Genomic DNA, 19,920 nt, shown 5'->3' with positions numbered 1-19,920 from the left:
TTCATGGAATCCATCCTCGATCGCAGCACTCTCGCATAAATATTCACTATGGAATGCCGCGATCACATGAAGCGCAAGAACATTCTTTTCATCATGGCCGATCAAATGGCCGCGCCAATGTTGCCGTTCTACGGCCCTTCGCCCATCAAACTGCCGAATCTGAGCCGCCTCGCCGCCGAAGGCGTGGTGTTCGATGCCGCCTATTGCAACAGCCCGCTGTGCGCGCCATCGCGTTTTACCCTGGTCAGCGGTCAGTTGCCGAGCAAGATCGGCGCTTATGACAATGCCGCCGACTTTCCCGCCGATGTACCGACCTACGCCCATTACCTGCGGCGCCTGGGCTATCGCACCGCGTTGTCGGGCAAGATGCACTTCTGCGGCCCGGACCAGTTGCACGGCTACGAGGAACGCCTGACCAGCGACATTTACCCCGCCGACTACGGCTGGGCAGTCAATTGGGACGAACCGGACGTGCGCCCGACCTGGTACCACAACATGTCGTCGGTGCTGCAGGCCGGGCCGTGCGTGCGCACCAACCAGCTGGACTTCGATGAAGAGGTGGTGTTCAAGGCGCAGCAATACCTGTTCGATCACGTTCGCGAAGACGGCGACCAGCCGTTCTGCCTGACCGTGTCGATGACTCACCCACACGACCCGTACACCATTCCCAAGGCGTTCTGGAACCTCTACGACGATGCGGACATCCCGCTACCGGAAACGCCGGCGCAGACCGATCTCGACCCGCATTCCCAGCGTCTGCTCAAGGTCTACGACCTGTGGGACAAGCCACTGCCTGTGGATAAGATTCGAGACGCTCGCCGTGCCTATTTCGGCGCGTGCAGCTACATCGACAGCAACGTCGGCAAACTCCTGCAAACGCTTGAGGAAACCGGGCTGATCGATGACACCATCATCGTGTTCTCCGGCGACCACGGAGACATGCTTGGCGAGCGCGGACTCTGGTACAAGATGCACTGGTTCGAAATGGCCGCCCGCGTGCCGATGCTGATCAGTGCACCCGGGCAGTTCGACGCAGGCCGCGTGAGCGCGGCGGTATCGACCGCCGACCTGCTGCCCACCTTCGTCGAACTGGCTGGCGGCTCGCTGGAGCCGGGCCTGCCGCTGGACGGCCGTTCGCTGGTGCCGCACCTGCAAGGGCAGGGCGGTCACGACGAGGTCTTCGGCGAATACATGGCCGAAGGCACGGTCAGTCCGTTGATGATGATTCGCCGTGGGGCCTACAAATTTATCTACAGCGAACAGGACCCTTGCCTACTCTTCGACGTACACAACGACCCGCGTGAACGGGAAGAGCTCAGCCAGTCGCCGCAACATCGCGCGCTGTTCGAGGAGTTTCTCGCCGAAGCCCGGGCCAAATGGGATATACCGGCGATCCACCAGCAGGTGCTCGCGAGCCAGCGGCGCCGGCGGTTCGTCGCCGAGTCGCTGACCATCGGCAAGCTGAAGAGCTGGGATCACCAGCCGCTGGTGGACGCCAGTCAGCAGTACATGCGCAACCACATCGACCTCGACGACCTGGAGCGCAAAGCACGTTATCCACAACCCTGCCAAAACCAATAATGTTAAGGGGAAGTCCATGCAAAAGTTACCCACAGTACTGACGATCGGGCTGCTGGCTCTGGGCAGCGCGTCGGCGTATGCCGACCAGAGCTGCGAGACCGTGAAGATGGCCGACCCTGGCTGGAGCGACATCGCCGCGACCAACGCCATCACCGGGTTTCTGCTGGACGGCATGGGCTACAAGGCCAAGGTCGACACCCTTGCGGTGCCGATTACCTTCGGCGGGTTGAAGGACGGCCAGGTCGACGTGTTCCTGGGTAACTGGATGCCGGCTCAGCAGGGTTTCTACGACAAGTTCGTGGCCACCGGCGATGTGACGCAACTGGCGAAAAACCTCGACGGCACCGAGTTCACCCTCGCTGTCCCGGACTACGTCTGGGACGCTGGTGTGCATAACTTCGCCGACCTGAACAAATTCGCCGACAAGTTCGACAAGAAGATCTACGGCATCGGCTCCGGCGCGCCGGCGAACATTTCGTTGCAGGACATGATCAAGAAGAACGACTTCGACATGGGCCAGTGGAAACTCGTGGAGTCCAGCGAGCAGGCCATGCTGGCGGAAGTGTCGCGGGCGGTTAAGAAGCAGAAATTCGTGACCTTCCTCGGCTGGACCCCGCACCCGATGAACGTGCAGCTGAAAATGCACTACCTCAAGGGTGGCGAGAAATACTTCGGTGACACCGGCACCGTGCACACCTTGACCCGCAAGGGTTACGCCGAGGCCTGCCCGAATGTCGGCAAGCTGCTGACCAACCTGATGTTCACCCAGGACATGGAAAACAGCATCATGGCCGACGTGGTGAACAAGAAACTCAGCAATGCCGATGCGGCCAAGGCCTGGATCAAGGCCAACCCGGCGGTGCTGGACAAATGGCTCGATGGCGTGAAGACCGTGGATGGCAAAGATGCGTTGGCGGCGGTGAAAGCCAAGCTCTGACCCACCATTCCTGTGGGAGCGAGCCTGCTCGCGATGGCGGTGGGTCAGTGAAATAATTCTGACTGAAACGGTGCCATCGCGAGCAGGCTCGCTCCCACAGGTGCTTCTGCTGATACCCTTGCGCAAAACCCCCAACCGAGAGGACCCATGGCCTTTCCAAGCCGCCATTCACTCTTTCCCTTCCTCACCTGGTTGCCCCGGCAAACCCGCGCCAGCGTCGGTCGTGACCTGATCGTCGGCCTCAGCGGCGCCATTCTTGCGCTGCCGCAATCCATTGCCTACGCGCTGATCGCCGGCCTCCCACCGGAGTACGGCCTGTATGCCGCCATCATCCCGGTGTTGATCGCCTGCCTCTGGGGTTCGTCCTGGCACCTGATCTGCGGCCCGACGGCGGCCATTTCGATTGTCCTGTACGCCAGCGTCAGCCCCCTGGCGGTACCGGCGTCCAAGGACTACATCACGCTCATCCTGCTGCTGACGTTGCTGGCCGGGATTTTCCAGTGGTTGCTGGGCTTGCTGCGATTCGGCGCCCTGGTGAACTTCGTTTCCCACTCGGTGGTACTGGGGTTCACCCTGGGTGCGGCCGTGGTCATCGCCATCGGCCAGATGCCCAATCTGCTGGGGCTGGACGTGCCGAACCAGGCCACGGCGCTGGACAGTTTCATGATGCTGTTCCAGCACCTGGGCGAAGTCGATCGACCCTCGCTGGTGCTGGGCCTGGCCACCGTCGTGGTCGGCGTCATCCTGAAAATGCTGCTGCCACGCTGGCCGACCTTGTTGATCACCTTGGTTCTGGCTGGTCTGGTGGTGTGGCTGTGGCCTTCGATGTTCGGCCACGTTGGCCTGGTCAGCGCCTTCGTCGGCCGGCTGCCGCCTTTGAGCCCCTTGCCAATGGACCTGGACATGATCCTGCGGCTGTTGCCCAGCGCCGTGGCGGTGGGGATGCTCGGGCTGGTGACGAGCCTGTCGATTGCCCGTTCCCTGTCAGCGCGCTCGCAGCAGTTGCTCGACGCCAACCAGGAAGTCCGGGCCCAGGGCTTGTCGAACATCGTCGGGGCGTTCTTTTCCGGATCGCTGTCCGCCGGTTCCTTCACTCGCTCGGGGCTGAGCTTCGACGCTGGCGCCTGCTCGCCACTGGCGGGAATCTTCTCGGCGCTGTGGGTGGCGCTGTTTGCGATCTTCGGTGCGAACCTGATCGCGCACATTCCGATCCCGGCCATGGCCGGCAGCATTCTGTTGATCGCCTGGGGCCTGGTGGACCACCGAGGCATCCGCGCGTTGCTGCGGGTCAGCCGCGCCGAATTCGTGGTCATGGCGCTGACCTGCGTCGCCACGCTGTTGCTGGAGCTGCAGACGGCGATCTACGCCGGGGTGCTGGCCTCGCTGTTCTTCTACCTCAAACGCACCTCGCAGCCACGGGTGCAGCATTGGCGCGATGGCGACGAAGACATTCTGCGGGTCGGCGGCTCGATCTTCTTCGGCGCCAGCCATTACCTGCAAGTGCGGCTGCAACGGATGCACGGCGCGCGTGTGGTGATCGAGGCGCAGCAGATCAACTTCATCGACTATTCAGGGGTGGAGATGCTGCATCAGGAAGCGCGACGGCTGTTGCGCCAGCAGCGCAGCCTGACCTTGCGCGGCGCGCGGCCACCGGTAGTGGAGGAGCTGAGGAAGCTGGAAGGCGCGGAAAAATGCCCGATCCGGTTTGAGGATTGAACACCGCCACTCCTGTAGGAGCGAGCATGCTCGCGATGGTCGTCAACGATAACGCTGGGTGCCTGACACCCCGTGGCGTTCTCGAGACCATCGCGAGCATGCTCGCTCCTACAGGGTCCGGTTATGCGGCCAACTGCCGCCTCAGCTCCGCCAGCACCGGCACCGTGTCCGGGCGCACGCCGCGCCACAGGAAGAAGGCTTCCGCCGCTTGTTCGGCAAGCATTCCCAGGCCATCCATCGACACCGCCGCTCCCTGCTGCGTCGCCCAGCGACAGAACGCGGTCGGCTCCTTGGCGTACATCATGTCGTAGCAAAGGGTCTTGCCCGGCTCGACCAGGCTGCCGGCGATCGGTGGGACTTCACCTGAAAGGCTGGCCGAGGTCGCATTGATGATCAGGTCCACCGGTTCACACAGCCAGTCGAAACCACTGGCCGACACCGGGCCCAGGTCGGCGAACAACTCCGCGAGCCGTTCGGCTTTTTCCACGGTGCGGTTGGCGATGATCACCGAGGCAGGCTGTTCGGCCAGCAGCGGCTCAAGCGCGCCGCGCACCGCACCACCGGCACCGAGCAGCAGGATGCGTTTGCCCTTGAGGCTGAAACCGGCGTTGACCGTCAGGTCCCGCACCAGCCCGGCGCCGTCGGTGTTGTCGCCCAGCAGCGTACCGTCGGCGAGCTTGCTCAAGGTGTTCACCGCACCGGCGCGCTGGGCACGGGCGGTCAGGTTGTCCGCCAGACGAAAGGCCTCCTCCTTGAACGGCACCGTGACATTCGCCCCGCGACCCTCCACGAAAAACGCCCGGGCGAATTCGGAAAAATCATCCAGCGGCGCCAGCGAAGTGCTGTAGTCCAATTGTTGCGCAGTCTGCCCGGCGAACAGGCGGTGGATCAGCGGGGATTTGCTGTGGCCAATCGGGTTACCGAATACGACGTAACGGTCCATCAGAACTCCTCGTTCAGGCTTCGGCCAACCAATCGCGATCCTGCAGGAAATACTCGGTCAGACGCGCTTCTTCGCTGCCGGGCTCGGCTTTCCAGTCATAACCCCAGCGAACCTGCGGCGGCAGCGACATGAGGATCGACTCGGTACGGCCACCCGATTGCAGGCCGAACAGGGTGCCGCGGTCGTAGACCAGGTTGAACTCGACGTAGCGTCCGCGACGGAATTCCTGAAACTCGCGCTGTTTGGCGGTGAACGCATCATTCTTGCGGCGCTGCACGATTGGCAGGTAAGCGTCGATGTAGGCGTCGCCGATGGCGCGGATGAAGGCGAAGCAGGTGTCGAAATCCCACTCGTTCAGGTCGTCGAAAAACAGCCCGCCGATGCCCCGTGGTTCGTGGCGATGCTTGATGTGGAAATAGCTGTCGCACCAGGCTTTGTAGCGTGAATAGACATCCGGACCGAACGGCGCGCACGCCTGTTCGGCCACGCGGTGCCAATGCACGCAGTCTTCTTCATTGCCATAGTACGGGGTCAGGTCGAAGCCGCCGCCAAACCACCAGACCGCCTCCTCACCTTCCTTTTCAGCGATGAAAAAGCGCACGTTGGCGTGGGAAGTCGGCACCTGCGGGTTGTGCGGGTGAATCACCAGCGAGACGCCCAGCGCCTCGAAGCCGCGTCCGGCCAGTTCAGGCCGATGGGCGCTGGCGGACGGCGGCAGGCCGCTGCCGAAGACGTGGGAGAAATTGACGCCGCCCTTCTCGATGACAGTGCCATTCTCGATCACCCGGGTCCGACCGCCACCGCCGGCCGCCCGGGTCCAGGCGTCCTCAACGAACCGCGTGCCGCCGTCTTCGGCTTCCAGGGCAGCGCAGATGCGGTCTTGCAGATCGAGCAGATAGGCTTTTACGGCCTCGGTGCGGGTCGTCATGTCTTCACCTTGAATCAGGGCAAAACTACGCGGCGCTCCATCGGAGCAGGGGGCCGGCGCAAATGGGCGCGTAGCATAACATCGCCGGCGCCCGCGTCGCAGTTGACGAAGATCAAGCTTAGGAGTCCGATAGGGGGCTTGGCAGTTCAACCCGGTTACCAGACCCAAGGAGCATTCCGATGGCAAAGCGTGTGCAGTTCCGCACCCATGGCGGGCCCGAAGTACTTGAGTATGTGGATTACCAACCGGCCGAGCCCGGCCCGCTGCAAGTGCGCGTCACCAACAAGGCCATCGGCCTGAACTTCATCGATACCTACTACCGCAGTGGCCTCTATCCCCCGCCAGCCTTGCCGTCGGGCGTGGGTTCCGAAGGGGCGGGCGTGGTCGAGGCGGTGGGCAGCGACGTGACCCGTTTCAAGGTCGGTGATCGCGTGGCCTACGGCAGCGGTCCACTAGGGGCCTACAGCGATGTGCATGTGCTGCCGGAAGCCAACCTGGTGCACCTGCCGGAAGCGATCAGCTTCGAGCAGGCGGCCGGTGTCATGCTCAAGGGCCTGACGGTGCAGTACCTGCTGCGCCAGACCTACGAACTCAAGGGTGGCGAAACCATTCTGTTTCACGCAGCCGCCGGCGGTGTCGGTTCCCTGGCCTGCCAATGGGCCAGGGCCTTGGGCGTGAAGCTGATCGGCACGGTCAGCTCGCCGGAGAAAGCCGCGCTGGCCAAGGCCAACGGTGCCTGGGCAACCATCGATTACAGCCATGAAAACGTCGCCCAGCGCGTACTGGAATTGACCGACGGCAAAAAGGTCCCGGTGGTGTACGACGGCGTGGGTAAGGACACCTGGCTGACCTCGCTGGACAGCACGGCGCCTCGCGGCCTGGTGGTCAGCTTCGGCAATGCCTCGGGTGCCGTGGACGGCGTGAACCTGGGGATTCTGTCGGCCAAGGGCTCGCTGTACGTCACCCGGCCGACCCTGGCGACCTACGCCAACAACGCCGAAAACCTGCAGCGCATGGCCGATGAGCTGTTCGAGATGATCATCAGCGGCAAGCTGAAGGTGGACATCAGCCAGAGGTATCCGCTGGCTGAGGCGGCGAAGGCTCAGGCCGAGTTGTCGGCGCGGCGGACTACCGGGTCGACTGTTTTACTGCCGTAGGATTTTCATCGCCTGTTCTGGCCTCTTCGCGGGCAAGCCCGCTCCCACAGGTTTTGTGAACACCGCAAAACACGGTGGGAGCGGGCTGGCTCCGGGTGGCGTTCCGACGATGGGAGAGCCCCGGTCTCAACCGGGGCGCACCACGTTCCCGGTCGCCAGATCCCGAATCACACTCGGGTTCTTGCGCCCGCCCAGGTTGCCGCCCAGCACCCCGTCTATCTGCCCGCGGAAATACTGTTCCACGCGCAACCGGGTGCGAGCGGCCGGCTTGCCTTGCGGGTTGGCCGAAGTTGACACCAATGGCCCGACCAGCGAACACAAATCCCGCACCAGCGGATGATCGCTGACCCGCAGCGCGACCGTGTCGTGCACCCCGGTGATCCACTCGGGCAGCAGGTTCTGATGGGGTACCAGCCAGGTGTTCGGCCCCGGCCAGGTGCTGGCCATGCGATCCATCCACAGCTCGGGGAAGTCTTCGAAGAGAAAATCGAACTGGCGAATGTTGTCCGCAACCAGGATCAGGCCCTTGTCCACCGCACGGCCCTTGATCAGCAGCAGGCGTTCCACCGCTTCTTCGTCCCACGGGTCGCAACCCAGACCCCAGACCGCTTCGGTTGGGTAGGCGATGACCGCACCTGCGCGTACGGCTTGCGCGGCTTGTTGCACCCGCCAACTGTTGACCATGAAAAACTCTCCGGAAAAAGGCTCTGCGCAGTTTACCGATCTTCCTTGTAAAACCTAGCTCACCCGCGCAAACCAGCGTCCGCTTTCGCAGATGGCGCGGCCGTCCATTTCCAGTTCGGTCAACGCCGCCAGCACGTTGGGCAGCGCCCAACCGCTGCTGTGCGCCAACGCTTCACTGGTGTGGGGCGCTGCATGCAACAGCGCCAGCAGCGGGTGAGTGGCTGACGGCGCCTCGGTGGACAGCGGCAGCCGTTGCCAACCGCGCAAGGCTTCAAGGATATGCTCGATGGTTTCCACCAGCATCGCACCGTCGCGGATCAACTGGTGACAACCCTTGGCGCCCGGGTGATGGATCGATCCCGGAATCGCGTAGACCTCCCGGCCTTGCTCCGCCGCGAGCCTGGCGGTGATCAGCGAACCACTGGCGATGCTCGCTTCGACCACCAGCACACCCAGGGACAGACCGCTGATGATCCGGTTACGTCGGGGAAAGTTGCTCGGGCTGGGTCCGGCCTCCAACGGGAACTCGGAAACCACGGCGCTGCCCGTCGCTACCATGGCGTCCGCGAGCCGGCGATTGCGCTGTGGATAAAAATTTTCGAGGCCGGTGCCCAGGACACCGATGGTTTGCCCGCCCACGTCCAGAGCGGCTTGATGCGCGGCAGCATCGATCCCCAGCGCCAGGCCACTGGTGATGACAAAACCGGCGCCCGCCAGGCTGCGGGAAAAGGCGGCCGCAGTGTCCATACCCGGGCGTGAGGCACGACGGCTGCCGACCATCGCCAGTTGCGGTTTTTCCAGGATGCCCGGATCCCCCGCTACAAACAGCAACGGCGGTGCGTCGCTGATTTCCGCCAGCAGAGCGGGGTAGTCAGGCTGGTCCCACATGCGTAAATGCTGGCCCGGACGCTCCAGCCAGGCCAATGCGCGGCTGGCGCCATCGCGCACTTCACTGCAGCGCCGGGCCTCTGCGCAAGCCGCTGGCAGGCCCAGCGAGCGCCAGGCACTGGCCGGTGCGCCGATGGCTTTGGAGGCCGAACCGAAGGCTTCGAGCAACTTTCTGAAACGCGCAGGCCCCAGTTCCGGCAAACGGTGCAGACGCAAGCGGGCTTCCAGTTCCGCAGGGGAAACCGGTGTAACGGCAGACAGCGACATGGATCATCCTTGATCGTTATAAGCCCCGAACAAACGGGAACAAGCTGTGGATAACTCTGTTGGTAAGTTGTGAAGCAGGCTAAGGATTGCGCACCTTGTCCATCACCGCCAATGAGCGCGAGGCGTTGAGCACCAGCCCATAGCTGAGTTTGTCGTAGGTGCGGAAAACCATGAGCAATCCGGCCCGTTCATCGGGAATTTTCAACGGCTGACCGGTGATCCGGTCACGCACGGTTTCGCCGGTCTTCATCACCACCAGCACGTTGCCTTCGGCCAGGCCGTCGCGCTGGCCCTTGTTCAGCGTGACCACATCCAGCGCGCCGATCTGCGTGACCCCACGGGGTACATCGATGATCAGGCCATTGATGTCGGTGGCCGGTGCGCTGGGCATGAAGGTCGAATTGATCGCTCGCTCCTCGCTGCTGAACAGGCGATCGCCCAGACGCACCTCCTGGGTGGTGCGTTGCAGGGCGAGGGTGGCGACATCGCCTTCGGTGGCGACCACCTCCCCACCGCCGATGTCGTCGGCGTTGATGCCCAGGAACTCCTTGCTGTCGGGGTCGGTGTACACCTTGCCCTGGCGGAAGATGCCGTAGACCGGATGGTTCAGGTCGAAATGACCTCGGGCGAAGATGCGATCCCCGGTACCGCTGAGCACCCGCTCGGCATCGCCGGCGACGATGTAGGGCGCCTGGTCGAAATCCTCGGCCTTGTCGACGATGCGGTTGCTCAACAGGAAGCTGTTGATGGCCTGCAACGGAATGCTCGGGATCGCGTCGGCCACCGGCGAGCTGCGCACCCGTGGCGACAGCTTGATGGTGCCTCGGGAAGCCCCGCGATTGAGGGTCAGGCGCGGCTGGCCGTCGACGTAGACCAGCGACAGCACGTCGCCCGGGTAGATCAGGTTGGGGTTCTGGATCTGTGGATTGACTTGCCAGAGCTCAGGCCACTTCCAGGGCTCACGCAGGTATTTGCCGGAAATGTCCCAGAGTGTGTCGCCCGTGACGACGGTGTATTGCTGTGGAAAACCTTCCCTGAGCTGCACTTGCCCGTGCGCGAAACCGGCCGAGGCCAGAAGGAGCAGGGCGAGTAGTGATTTCCTCATGCGGTGAATCCCTTTATTATGTGCGTTCACGTGAAACGCCAGAGCCTTCGTGGCCCGCTCCCGGCTCACTATTGAGTGAGACCTTCTCATTATTTGGAAAAGGGAGCTACGTTTTACAACGGTAGCCGGCATCTTCAGACCCGCCAGGCCATCGACCCGACTTTACCTCACACGTGCATCAGTTGAGCTTATGGCCATTCTAGACATCCTCGAATTCCCCGACTCGCGCCTGCGGACTATCGCCAAACCCGTGGCCGTAGTGGACGACGAAGTGCGTCAGTTGGTCGATGACATGTTTGAAACAATGTATGAAGCGCCGGGCATCGGCCTTGCCGCGACCCAGGTCAACGTGCACAAACGTATCGTCGTGATGGACCTCTCCGAAGACCGCAGCGAGCCACGGGTGTTCATCAACCCCGAGTTCGAGTCCCTGACCGACGAGATGGAGCAATACCAGGAAGGCTGCCTCTCGGTGCCGGGCTTCTACGAAAACGTCGACCGCCCGCAGAAGGTCAGGATCAAGGCCCTGGACCGCGACGGCCAGCCTTACGAACTGATCGCCGAAGGTCTGCTCGCGGTGTGCATCCAGCATGAATGCGACCACCTCAACGGCAAATTGTTCGTCGACTATCTGTCCAGCCTCAAGCGTGACCGGATCAAGAAGAAACTGGAAAAGATCCATCGCCAGAACGCTTGATGCCCTCCTTTCAAAGGCTTGCTGCGGCAAGCCTTTTTCTTTTGCGACTGCTTTGTAAATGAGAGCTTCCCATGACTGAGCCACTGCGCATCGTCTTTGCCGGCACCCCTGAATTCGCCGCCGAACACCTCAAGGCCCTGCTCGACAGCCCTTACGAGATCGTCGCGGTCTACACCCAGCCAGACCGTCCGGCGGGTCGCGGGCAAAAACTGATGCCCAGCCCGGTCAAGCAGTTGGCACAGGAACACGGGATCCCGGTGCTGCAACCGCCGACGCTGCGCAACGAAGCGGCCCAGGCCGAACTGGCGGCGCTGAAACCCGACCTGCTGGTGGTGGTCGCCTACGGGCTGATCCTGCCGCAAGTGGTGCTGGACATTCCGCGCCTGGGTTGCATCAACAGCCACGCGTCGTTGCTGCCACGCTGGCGAGGGGCAGCGCCGATCCAGCGCGCCGTCGAAGCCGGCGACAGCGAGAGCGGCGTGACCGTGATGCGCATGGAACTGGGTCTCGACACGGGGCCGATGCTGCTCAAGGTCAGCACACCCATCAGCGCCGAAGACACCGGCGGCAGCCTGCACGATCGTCTGGCGCAAATCGGCCCACCGGCGGTGATCCAGGCCATCGCCGGCCTCGCTGCCGGCACGCTGGAAGGCGAAGTGCAGGACGACCAGCTCGCCACCTACGCGCACAAATTGAACAAGGACGAGGCACGCATCGACTGGAACCGTCCGGCCATCGAGCTGGAGCGTCTGGTGCGCGCCTTCAACCCCTGGCCCATCACCCACAGCACGCTCAACGGCGAAGCGCTGAAGGTGCTGGCCGCCAGCCTCGCGCCAGGCAAGGGTCAACCGGGGGAAATCCTCGACGCCAGCAAGGACGGGCTGATCATCGCCTGTGGTGAGCAGGCGCTGTGTCTGACCCGCCTGCAACTGCCCGGTGGCAAGGCGCTGAACTTCAGCGATCTGTTCAACAGCCGTCGTGAGAAATTCGCCATCGGCACCCGACTCGGCCAAGCGGCGGACGCTCAATGAACCCACGTCTGGCCGCCGCCAAGGCATTGGCTGCCGTGCTTAGCGGAAAAGCCTCACTCAACAGTTCGCTGCCCACGCAACTGGACAAGGTCGAGGATCGTGATCGCGGCTTCACCCAGGACCTGGCGTTCGGCACCGCGCGCTGGCAGCCGCGCCTGTCGGCGCTGGCGGCCAGGCTGCTGCAGAAGCCGTTCAAGGCCGCCGACGCCGACGTCGAGGCGTTGCTGTTGGTCGGTCTTTACCAGTTGCTCTACACCCGCGTCCCCGCCCACGCGGCCATCAGTGAAACCGTCGGCTGCGCCGACAAACTGAAGAAACCCTGGGCCAAGGGTCTGCTCAATGCCGTGCTGCGCAACGCTCAGCGTGAAAGCGAAACGATTTTCGCCGAACTGGAGCGCGACCCCGTGGTGCGCACCGCCCACCCGCGCTGGCTGCAAAAGTCCCTGAAAGCCTTCTGGCCCGAGCACTGGGAAGCGATCTGCGCGGCGAACAACGCCCATCCGCCGATGATCCTGCGGGTCAACCGTCGCCATCACACGCGCGAAGCCTACCTGAGGTTGCTGACTGACGCCGGCATCGCCGCCACGGCGTGCACCTACAGCCGCGACGGCATCATCCTCGACGCCGCCGCCGACGTGCGCAGCCTGCCGGGCTTCGCCGAAGGCTGGATCAGCGTGCAGGACGAAGCGGCGCAACTGGCCGCCGACCTGCTTGACCTCGCGCCCGGCCAGCGCGTGCTCGACGCCTGCTGCGCACCGGGCGGCAAGACTTGTCACATCCTGGAAGCCGAACCTGCGCTGGCGGGCGTGGTGGCGGTGGACCTGGAAGCCAAGCGCCTAGTGCGGGTGCGGGAAAACCTCGACCGTCTAGGCCTGAGCGCCGAACTGATCGCCGCCGATGGCCGCGACACCCGGGCCTGGTGGGACGGCAAGCCGTTCCAGCGCATCCTGCTCGACGCACCGTGCTCGGCCACCGGCGTGATCCGCCGTCACCCGGACATCAAGCTGACCCGCCAGGCAGCCGACATTGCTGCGCTGGCGCTGCTGCAGGGCGAGCTGCTCGACGCCCTGTGGATAACTCTGGAAGTCGGCGGCATCCTGCTCTACGCCACCTGTTCGACACTGCCAACCGAGAACACCGAGGTGATCGAGGCGTTCCTCGCCCGCACGCCGGGCGCCCGCGAACTGGACCTCGCCACCGCCGCCGGCCTCAGGCAACCTCACGGTCGCCAGTTGCTGGCCCAGGAAGGTGGCCACGACGGGTTCTACTACGCCAAGCTGATCAAGATCGCCGCCACACGCGGTTAACCGGTTTAAGGGAGTGACTGGATGAAAATCATCATCCTCGGCGCAGGGCAGGTCGGCGGTTCGCTGGCGGAACACTTGGCCAGCGAGGCCAACGACATCACCGTAGTCGACACCGACGGCGAACGCCTGCGCGACCTCGGCGACCGGCTGGACATCCGCACCATCCAGGGCCGTGGTTCGCTGCCGACGGTGCTGCGCCAGGCCGGTGCCGACGACGCCGACATGCTGGTGGCAGTGACCAACAGTGACGAGACCAACATGGTCGCGTGCCAGGTCGCGCACACCCTGTTCCACACCCCGACCAAGATCGCCCGGGTCCGCGAGGCGTCCTACCTCACCCGCGCCGAGCTGTTCGACAACGAAGCGATTCCGGTGGATGTGCTGATCAGCCCGGAGCAGGTGGTCACCAACTACATCAAGCGCCTGATCCAGTATCCCGGCGCGCTGCAGGTGATCGACTTCGCCGAAGGCAAGGCGCAGCTGGTGGCGGTCAAGGCCTACTACGGCGGGCCGCTGGTGGGCCAGCAACTGCGTCAATTGCGCGAACACATGCCGAATGTCGAAACCCGCGTCGCGGCGATTTTCCGCCGCGATCGGCCAATCCTGCCGCAAGGCGACACGGTGATCGAAGCGGACGACGAGGTCTTCTTCATCGCCGCCAAGGCCAACATTCGCGCGGTCATGAGCGAAATGCGCCGCCTCGACGAGAGCTACAAGCGCATCGTCATCGCCGGTGGCGGGCAGATCGGCGAGCGGCTGGCCGAAGCCATCGAAAGCCGTTATCAGGTGAAGATCATCGAGATGAGCCCGGCGCGTTGCCGTCACCTCTCGGACACCCTCGACAGCACCGTGGTGTTGCAGGGCAGCGCTTCGGACCGCGACCTGCTGCTGGAAGAGAACATCGCCGACGCCGAACTCTTCCTCGCCCTGACCAACGATGACGAAGCCAACATCATGTCGTCGCTGCTGGCCAAGCGGCTGGGGGCGAAGAAGGTCATGACCATCATCAACAACCCGGCCTACGTCGACCTGATCCAGGGCGGCGACATCGACATCGCCATCAGCCCGCAACTGGCCACCATCGGCACCTTGCTCGCCCACGTGCGGCGCGGCGATATCGTCAGTGTGCACTCATTGCGACGCGGCGCGGCGGAGGCGATCGAGGCGATTGCCCATGGCGATGCCAAGTCAAGCAAGGTGATCGGCAAGGCCATCGAGAACATCGGTTTGCCGCCGGGAACGACGATTGGTGCGATCATCCGCGATGAAGAAGTGATCATTGCCCACGACGATACGGTGATCGCGGCGGGGGATCATGTGATTCTGTTCCTTGTGGATAAAAAACATATCCGCGACGTAGAGAAGCTGTTCCATGTGGGGTTGAGCTTTTTCTGATCCGGGTTTTTGCTGCTGACTGGACTGGTCCGCTGACTGTAGGAGCGAGCATGCTCGCTCCTACAAAGTAGAAGGGAATACCAATGCTCGAATCACTGGAAAAAATGCTCGCCAAGGGTGTGGACAACGCCCTGCTGCGCTTCGGCCTGGGGAAGGGTTATCTGGATCTGGGTGAACACGCCAAGGCGGCCGAGCACTTTGCCCGCTGCGTGGAGCTGGACCCCAAGTATTCGGCGGCGTGGAAACTGTTGGGCAAGGCGCAGCTGGGATTGGCGGATTATCCGGCAGCGCGCCAGGCCTGGGAGCAGGGCCTGGAGGCCGCGCGCGCGCACGGCGACAAGCAGGCGGAGAAAGAAATGACGGTGTTCCTGAAAAAGCTCGAGCGTCAGGCCGCTGATCAGAGGTAACGCAGGTCGATGCCTTCGGCATCCACTTGCACCACTTCCATCTTTACCCTCGGTGCCCCTGAGGGCAAATCCTGTACCTGCCCGTAGACCACCGCGCCCTTGGGCAGCGTCGACAACGCCGGGTGCTTGACGTAGACGCCCAGGGCGGACAGGTTGCGTGTCTGGCCCAGGCATTCGCCAAAGCTTTCATGGCTGATCTTGATGCGAAACGACTTGCGGTGTTCGGACATCTACTGCGCCCTTTCCTCAACAGCTGTGGATAAACTTCTCGACAAATTTATCCACAGATCATGCCAATTGATCAGTACCAGCGCTCTTCACCCGGCGGGCGCTTCTTGAAGCGTTTCATGCTCCACATGTACTGGCTCGGATACGCCGCGACGTAGCGCTCGACCACCTTGCTCATGGCCGCGCAGGATTCTCCGGTATCGGTGCTGTACATGGCCTCCGGCGCCGCTTCGAGGATCACCTTGTAACCGGAACCATCGGGCAGGCGCAGCGCATGCAGGAATACGCCGACCGCTTTGCCGCCGGCCAGCATGTTCGGCACGAACTTGCTGGTCAGCGCTTGCGTGGCGAAGAAGGGCACGAAGATCCCGGCGGATTCGGCCGGTTCCGGGTCCGCAGGAATGCCCACTGCACCACCTTTGCGCACTTCCTTGATGACGCTGAGGATGCCTTCCTTGGTGGAGGCGGCGACCTTGTTGCCCAGTTGCACCCGCTGTTTGCGCAGCAGCTCATCCACCGCCTTCAGCTTTGGCGGACGGTAGAAGATGATCGGCTTGCACTGGCTGCAATAGAAGTGATTGAGCACCTCCCAGTTGCCCAGGTGACTGGTGATGCCGACGACGCCCTTGCCGGAGGCGAGGGCGTCCTTGAGTACGTCGAGCCCCTCGACTTCACGCACCAGGTCGATGGAGCGCTGCGCCGGCCAGATCCAGGCGCAGGCGCTTTCGGTCAGCGACTTGCCGATGTCTTTCAGGCTTTGGCCGACCAGGCGCTCGCGCTCGGCGGGGTCCATGCCGGGAAAGCATTTCGCCAGGTTGATCCGCACCACGTCACGGGAACGGTTCGGGGTTTTCCACATCACCCAGCCGATGGCCGAGCCCACGGCCTGTACGGCCCGCCACGGAAGCAGGGCAAACAGCCGCAGAGCGCCTACCAGCAAGGCGCCTTTAAACTTATCCACAGGTCACTCCTGATCTTGTGCTGTGCGCGAGGCGGCCATTCTAACCGGCGTTGGCCAAGGTCGCGTAGCGATCGCAATCGCGGGTATGGTCCATGACCATGCCCGACGCCTGCATCAATGCGTAGCAGATGGTCGGCCCAACGAAGGTGAAGCCGGCCTTTTTCAGGCCCTTGCTCATCTGCATCGCCTCGGGCGTGATGGCCGGCACTTCGCTGCGGTCCTTGAAATGGTTGATCTTCGGCACATTGTCGACGAAAGACCAGAGCAGCCCGACGGGGTCCTCCAGCGCCAGCCAGGCCTGGGCGTTGCGCCGGGCGGCATTGAGCTTGAGGCGATTGCGGATGATGCCCGGGTCGAGCATCAGCTCATCGATCTCTGCGTCACTCATCTGCGCCACGCGCTGTACGTCGAAGCCGAACAGCACCCGGCGATAATGCTCGCGTTTGCGCAGTACGGTGATCCACGACAGGCCGGCCTGGAACCCTTCGAGCAAAAGCAACTCGAACAAACCCTGCGCATCGCGCAGCGGCGTACCCCACTCCTGATCGTGATAAGCCATGTACAGCGGATCTTCGGAACACCAAAAGCAGCGTGGCATAAGGCTCCAGGGGGCGTGCGCAGTCGTGAATCGGGTATACTCCCGCTCTTTAAATCGCAGCCCAAGAAACAGGTGAATTTCGTGAGCCAGCCTACGCCAGCCGTGCGTACCTTCCAAGACTTGATCCTCGCGCTCCAGCAATACTGGGCCGAGCAAGGTTGCGTGGTACTTCAGCCCTACGATATGGAAGTAGGCGCCGGGACTTTCCACACCGCCACGTTTCTGCGCGCCATCGGCCCGGAAACCTGGAACGCCGCTTATGTGCAGCCCAGTCGTCGTCCGACTGACGGCCGCTACGGCGAAAACCCGAACCGCCTGCAGCACTACTACCAGTTCCAGGTGGTCCTGAAGCCCAACCCGGACAATTTCCAGGAGCTGTATCTGGGTTCCCTCAAGCACGTCGGCCTGGACCCGCTGGTCCACGACATCCGCTTCGTCGAAGACAACTGGGAATCGCCAACCCTGGGCGCCTGGGGCCTGGGCTGGGAAGTCTGGCTCAACGGCATGGAAGTGACGCAGTTCACCTACTTCCAGCAAGCCGGCGGCATCGAATGCTACCCGGTCACCGGCGAGATTACCTACGGCCTGGAGCGCCTGGCCATGTACCTGCAGGGCGTGGACTCGGTCTACGACCTGGTCTGGGCTGACGGCCCGTTTGGCAAGGTGACCTACGGCGACGTGTTCCACCAGAACGAAGTGGAACAGTCCACCTACAACTTCGAACATGCCAACGTCGAGAAGCTGTTCGAGCTGTTCGATTTCTACGAAAGCGAAGCCAAGCGCCTGATCGAACTCGACCAGCCACTGCCGTTGCCGAGCTACGAAATGGTGTTGAAGGCTTCTCATACCTTCAACCTGCTGGACGCGCGCCGGGCGATCTCGGTGACCGCGCGTCAGCAATACATCCTGCGCGTACGCACCCTGGCGCGTTCCGTTGCGCAAGCCTACCTGCTGGCGCGTGCCAAGCTGGGCTTCCCGATGGCGACCCCGGACCTGCGTGACGAAGTACTGGCCAAGCTGGAGGCTGCACAATGAGTGCTCAAGATTTCCTGGTTGAACTGGGCACCGAAGAACTGCCACCCAAGGCCCTGAACACCCTGGCCGAAGCGTTCCTGGCCGGTATCGACAAGGGCCTGCAAAGCGCTGGCCTGAACTACGAGACCAAGACCGTCTACGCCGCGCCACGTCGCCTGGCGGTGCTGATCACTTCGCTGGCCACCCAGCAACCGGATCGCAGCATCAACCTCGACGGCCCGCCTCGCCAGGCCGCGTTCGATGCCGATGGCAACCCGACCCAGGCCGCCCTGGGCTTTGCCAAGAAGTGCGGGGTCGAGCTGAGCGAAATCGACCAGAGCGGGCCGAAACTGCGCTACAGCCAGAACATCGCCGGCAAGCCGACCGCCAGCCTGTTGCCGACCATCGTCGAAGACTCGCTGAACGACCTGCCGATCCCGAAGCGCATGCGCTGGGGCGCGCGCAAGGAAGAGTTCGTGCGTCCGACCCAATGGCTGGTGATGCTGCTCGGTGACCAGGTCATCGACTGCACCCTCCTGGCCCAGAAGGCCGGTCGCGATTCTCGTGGCCACCGCTTCCACCACCCGGAAAAAGTGCGCATCGGTTCGCCGTCCAGCTACCTGGCCGACCTGCGTGCCGCCTACGTGCTGGCCGACGCCAACGAGCGCCGCGAGATCATCAGCAAGCGCACCGAAGAGCTGGCCACCCGTCAGGAAGGCACCGCCATCGTGCCACCGGCGCTGCTCGACGAAGTGACCGCACTGGTGGAATGGCCGGTGCCGCTGGTGTGTTCGTTCGAGGAACGCTTCCTCGACGTGCCGCAGGAAGCGCTGATCACCACCATGCAGGACAACCAGAAGTACTTCTGCCTGCTGGACGCCGACGGCAAGCTGCTGCCACGTTTCATTACCGTGGCCAACATCGAAAGCAAGGACCCGCAACAGATCATCGCCGGTAACGAGAAAGTGGTTCGCCCACGCCTGACCGATGCCGAGTTCTTCTTCAAGCAGGACAAGAAGCAGAAACTCGAAGACTTCAACCAGCGCCTGCAGAACGTGGTGTTCCAGGAAAAACTCGGCAGCGTCTATGACAAGGCCGAGCGCGTTTCCAAACTCGCCGCCTACATTGCGGCGCGCATTGGCGGCAATGCATCCTGGGCGGCGCGCGCCGGCCTGCTGTCCAAGTGCGACCTGGCGACCGAGATGGTCGGCGAGTTCCCGGAAATGCAGGGCGTTGCCGGTTACTACTACGCCGTCAACGATGGCGAGCCGCAAGACGTCGCCCTGGCACTGAACGAGCAATACATGCCGCGCGGTGCCGGCGCTGAATTGCCGACGACCCTGACCGGTGCGGCCGTGGCCATCGCCGACAAGCTCGACACCCTCGTCGGTATCTTCGGTATCGGCATGCTGCCCACCGGCAGCAAGGACCCCTACGCGTTGCGCCGTGCCGCGCTGGGCGTGCTGCGCATCCTGATCGAGAAACAGCTGGATCTGGACCTGAACGACGCGGTGGCATTCGCCGTCAATGCGTTTGGTGCCAAGGTCAAGGTTGCCGGCCTGAACGACGCGGTGCTGGAGTTCATCTTCGACCGCCTGCGTGCGCGCTACGAAGACGAAGGCGTCGACGTGGCCACCTACCTGTCGGTTCGCGCTCTGAAGCCGGGCTCGGCGCTGGACTTCGACCAGCGTGTGCAAGCGGTTCAGGCCTTCCGCCGATTGCCGGAAGCGGCAGCCCTGGCGGCGGTGAACAAGCGTGTGTCGAACCTGCTGAGCAAGGTGGAAGGCTCGGTTCCGAGCGTCGTGGAAGCCAAGTACTTCGACAACGCCAACGAGTTCTCGCTGTATTCGGCGATCCAGCAGGCGGACCAGGCGGTTCAGCCGATGGCCGCTGCCCGTCAGTACAGCGAATCGCTGGCACGCCTGGCCGCGTTGCGCGAACCGGTGGATGCGTTCTTCGAAGCCGTGATGGTCAACGCGGATGACGCCAATGTGCGCGCCAACCGTTATGCGTTGCTGTCGCGTCTGCGCGGGCTGTTCCTCGGCGTCGCCGACATCTCGCTGCTGGGTTGAGGGG

General features: G+C 63.2%; 19 protein-coding genes. 11 read left to right on the top strand and 8 right to left on the bottom strand.

Annotation, left to right across the window (positions count from 1 at the left end):
- The first annotated feature begins 66 nt into the window (after positions 1-66).
- The 3 genes from betC to QIW53_RS12070 all read left to right on the top strand — a co-directional run bounded on the left by betC (position 67) and on the right by QIW53_RS12070 (position 4,234).
- Complete coding sequence (betC, locus tag QIW53_RS12080; protein WP_371049842.1) at positions 67-1,581, top strand: choline-sulfatase; 1,515 nt, start codon at positions 67-69, stop codon at positions 1,579-1,581.
- A gap of 16 nt (positions 1,582-1,597) precedes the next feature.
- Positions 1,598-2,518 carry a choline ABC transporter substrate-binding protein gene (gene choX / locus QIW53_RS12075; protein WP_371049841.1) on the top strand — a complete coding sequence of 307 codons (921 nt, stop codon included), beginning with the start codon at positions 1,598-1,600 and terminating at the stop codon, positions 2,516-2,518.
- A gap of 147 nt (positions 2,519-2,665) precedes the next feature.
- Positions 2,666-4,234 carry a SulP family inorganic anion transporter gene (locus tag QIW53_RS12070; protein ID WP_371049840.1) on the top strand — a complete coding sequence of 523 codons (1,569 nt, stop codon included), beginning with the start codon at positions 2,666-2,668 and terminating at the stop codon, positions 4,232-4,234.
- Between the two features lie 121 nt (positions 4,235-4,355).
- Here the strand turns inward: QIW53_RS12070 and aroE are convergent, their stop codons facing one another.
- Together aroE and hemF are read right to left on the bottom strand one after the other, a co-directional pair.
- The gene (aroE, locus tag QIW53_RS12065; RefSeq protein ID WP_371049839.1) at positions 4,356-5,177 is read right to left on the bottom strand and encodes a shikimate dehydrogenase; all 822 of its coding nucleotides are present in this window, start codon (positions 5,175-5,177) and stop codon (positions 4,356-4,358) included.
- Between the two features lie 13 nt (positions 5,178-5,190).
- The gene (hemF, locus tag QIW53_RS12060) at positions 5,191-6,105 is read right to left on the bottom strand and encodes an oxygen-dependent coproporphyrinogen oxidase (RefSeq protein ID WP_371049838.1); all 915 of its coding nucleotides are present in this window, start codon (positions 6,103-6,105) and stop codon (positions 5,191-5,193) included.
- 179 nt (positions 6,106-6,284) lie between these two features.
- Between hemF and QIW53_RS12055 the strand changes: the two genes are divergently transcribed.
- Positions 6,285-7,262 carry an NADPH:quinone reductase gene (locus QIW53_RS12055; RefSeq protein WP_371049837.1) on the top strand — a complete coding sequence of 326 codons (978 nt, stop codon included), beginning with the start codon at positions 6,285-6,287 and terminating at the stop codon, positions 7,260-7,262.
- 126 nt (positions 7,263-7,388) lie between these two features.
- Here the strand turns inward: QIW53_RS12055 and QIW53_RS12050 are convergent, their stop codons facing one another.
- The 3 genes from QIW53_RS12050 to QIW53_RS12040 form a co-directional block, all read right to left on the bottom strand.
- Positions 7,389-7,946: an L-threonylcarbamoyladenylate synthase gene (locus tag QIW53_RS12050; protein ID WP_371049836.1), complete on the bottom strand. Its 558-nt coding sequence runs from the start codon at positions 7,944-7,946 to the stop codon at positions 7,389-7,391.
- Positions 7,947-8,000: 54 nt separating this feature from the next.
- Entirely contained in the window at positions 8,001-9,101 is a 1,101-nt protein-coding gene (gene dprA, locus QIW53_RS12045) for a DNA-processing protein DprA (RefSeq protein WP_371049835.1), read from the bottom strand.
- Between the two features lie 79 nt (positions 9,102-9,180).
- Complete coding sequence (locus QIW53_RS12040; RefSeq protein ID WP_371049834.1) at positions 9,181-10,206, bottom strand: LysM peptidoglycan-binding domain-containing protein; 1,026 nt, start codon at positions 10,204-10,206, stop codon at positions 9,181-9,183.
- Between the two features lie 190 nt (positions 10,207-10,396).
- On the opposite strand from QIW53_RS12040, the gene def reads away from it, so the two are divergent.
- The 5 genes from def (at position 10,397) to QIW53_RS12015 (ending at position 15,043) form a co-directional block, all read left to right on the top strand.
- Positions 10,397-10,903: a peptide deformylase gene (gene def / locus QIW53_RS12035; protein ID WP_371049833.1), complete on the top strand. Its 507-nt coding sequence runs from the start codon at positions 10,397-10,399 to the stop codon at positions 10,901-10,903.
- Between the two features lie 71 nt (positions 10,904-10,974).
- Positions 10,975-11,934 (top strand): methionyl-tRNA formyltransferase, encoded by a 960-nt coding sequence (gene fmt, locus QIW53_RS12030; RefSeq protein ID WP_371049832.1) that lies wholly within the window; start codon positions 10,975-10,977, stop codon positions 11,932-11,934.
- Positions 11,931-13,241: a 16S rRNA (cytosine(967)-C(5))-methyltransferase RsmB gene (rsmB, locus tag QIW53_RS12025; protein WP_371049831.1), complete on the top strand. Its 1,311-nt coding sequence runs from the start codon at positions 11,931-11,933 to the stop codon at positions 13,239-13,241. The genes fmt and rsmB overlap by 4 nt, the downstream gene beginning before the upstream one ends.
- Positions 13,242-13,262: 21 nt before the next feature.
- A complete protein-coding gene (gene trkA / locus QIW53_RS12020) occupies positions 13,263-14,636 on the top strand; it encodes a Trk system potassium transporter TrkA (RefSeq protein ID WP_371049830.1) in 1,374 nt (457 codons plus the stop codon).
- A gap of 83 nt (positions 14,637-14,719) precedes the next feature.
- Positions 14,720-15,043, top strand: coding sequence for a tetratricopeptide repeat protein (locus QIW53_RS12015; protein ID WP_371049829.1), 324 nt, complete (start codon positions 14,720-14,722; stop codon positions 15,041-15,043).
- On the opposite strand, the gene QIW53_RS12010 is transcribed toward QIW53_RS12015, so the two are convergent.
- The 3 genes from QIW53_RS12010 to tag form a co-directional block, all read right to left on the bottom strand.
- Positions 15,034-15,273 (bottom strand): PilZ domain-containing protein, encoded by a 240-nt coding sequence (locus QIW53_RS12010; RefSeq protein ID WP_371049828.1) that lies wholly within the window; start codon positions 15,271-15,273, stop codon positions 15,034-15,036. The two genes, QIW53_RS12015 and QIW53_RS12010, sit on opposite strands and share 10 nt — an antisense overlap.
- A 71-nt stretch (positions 15,274-15,344) precedes the next feature.
- A complete protein-coding gene (locus QIW53_RS12005) occupies positions 15,345-16,232 on the bottom strand; it encodes a lysophospholipid acyltransferase (protein ID WP_371049827.1) in 888 nt (295 codons plus the stop codon).
- Between the two features lie 40 nt (positions 16,233-16,272).
- Positions 16,273-16,830, bottom strand: a complete 558-nt coding sequence (gene tag / locus QIW53_RS12000) for a DNA-3-methyladenine glycosylase I (RefSeq protein WP_371049826.1) — start codon at positions 16,828-16,830, stop codon at positions 16,273-16,275.
- A gap of 81 nt (positions 16,831-16,911) precedes the next feature.
- Here tag and glyQ point away from each other — a divergent pair, with 81 nt between their 5' ends.
- A complete protein-coding gene (gene glyQ / locus QIW53_RS11995; RefSeq protein WP_003213601.1) occupies positions 16,912-17,865 on the top strand; it encodes a glycine--tRNA ligase subunit alpha in 954 nt (317 codons plus the stop codon).
- Positions 17,862-19,916 carry a glycine--tRNA ligase subunit beta gene (gene glyS, locus QIW53_RS11990; RefSeq protein ID WP_371049825.1) on the top strand — a complete coding sequence of 685 codons (2,055 nt, stop codon included), beginning with the start codon at positions 17,862-17,864 and terminating at the stop codon, positions 19,914-19,916. The genes glyQ and glyS overlap by 4 nt, the downstream gene beginning before the upstream one ends.
- Positions 19,917-19,920 lie beyond the last annotated feature (4 nt).

It is taken from the genome of Pseudomonas fluorescens (assembly GCF_041354075.1).
GTDB classification, from domain to species: domain Bacteria; phylum Pseudomonadota; class Gammaproteobacteria; order Pseudomonadales; family Pseudomonadaceae; genus Aquipseudomonas; species Aquipseudomonas fluorescens_CE.
The sequence above is the reverse complement of the archived record's forward strand: the minus strand, read 5'-3'. Positions and strand labels throughout refer to the sequence as shown.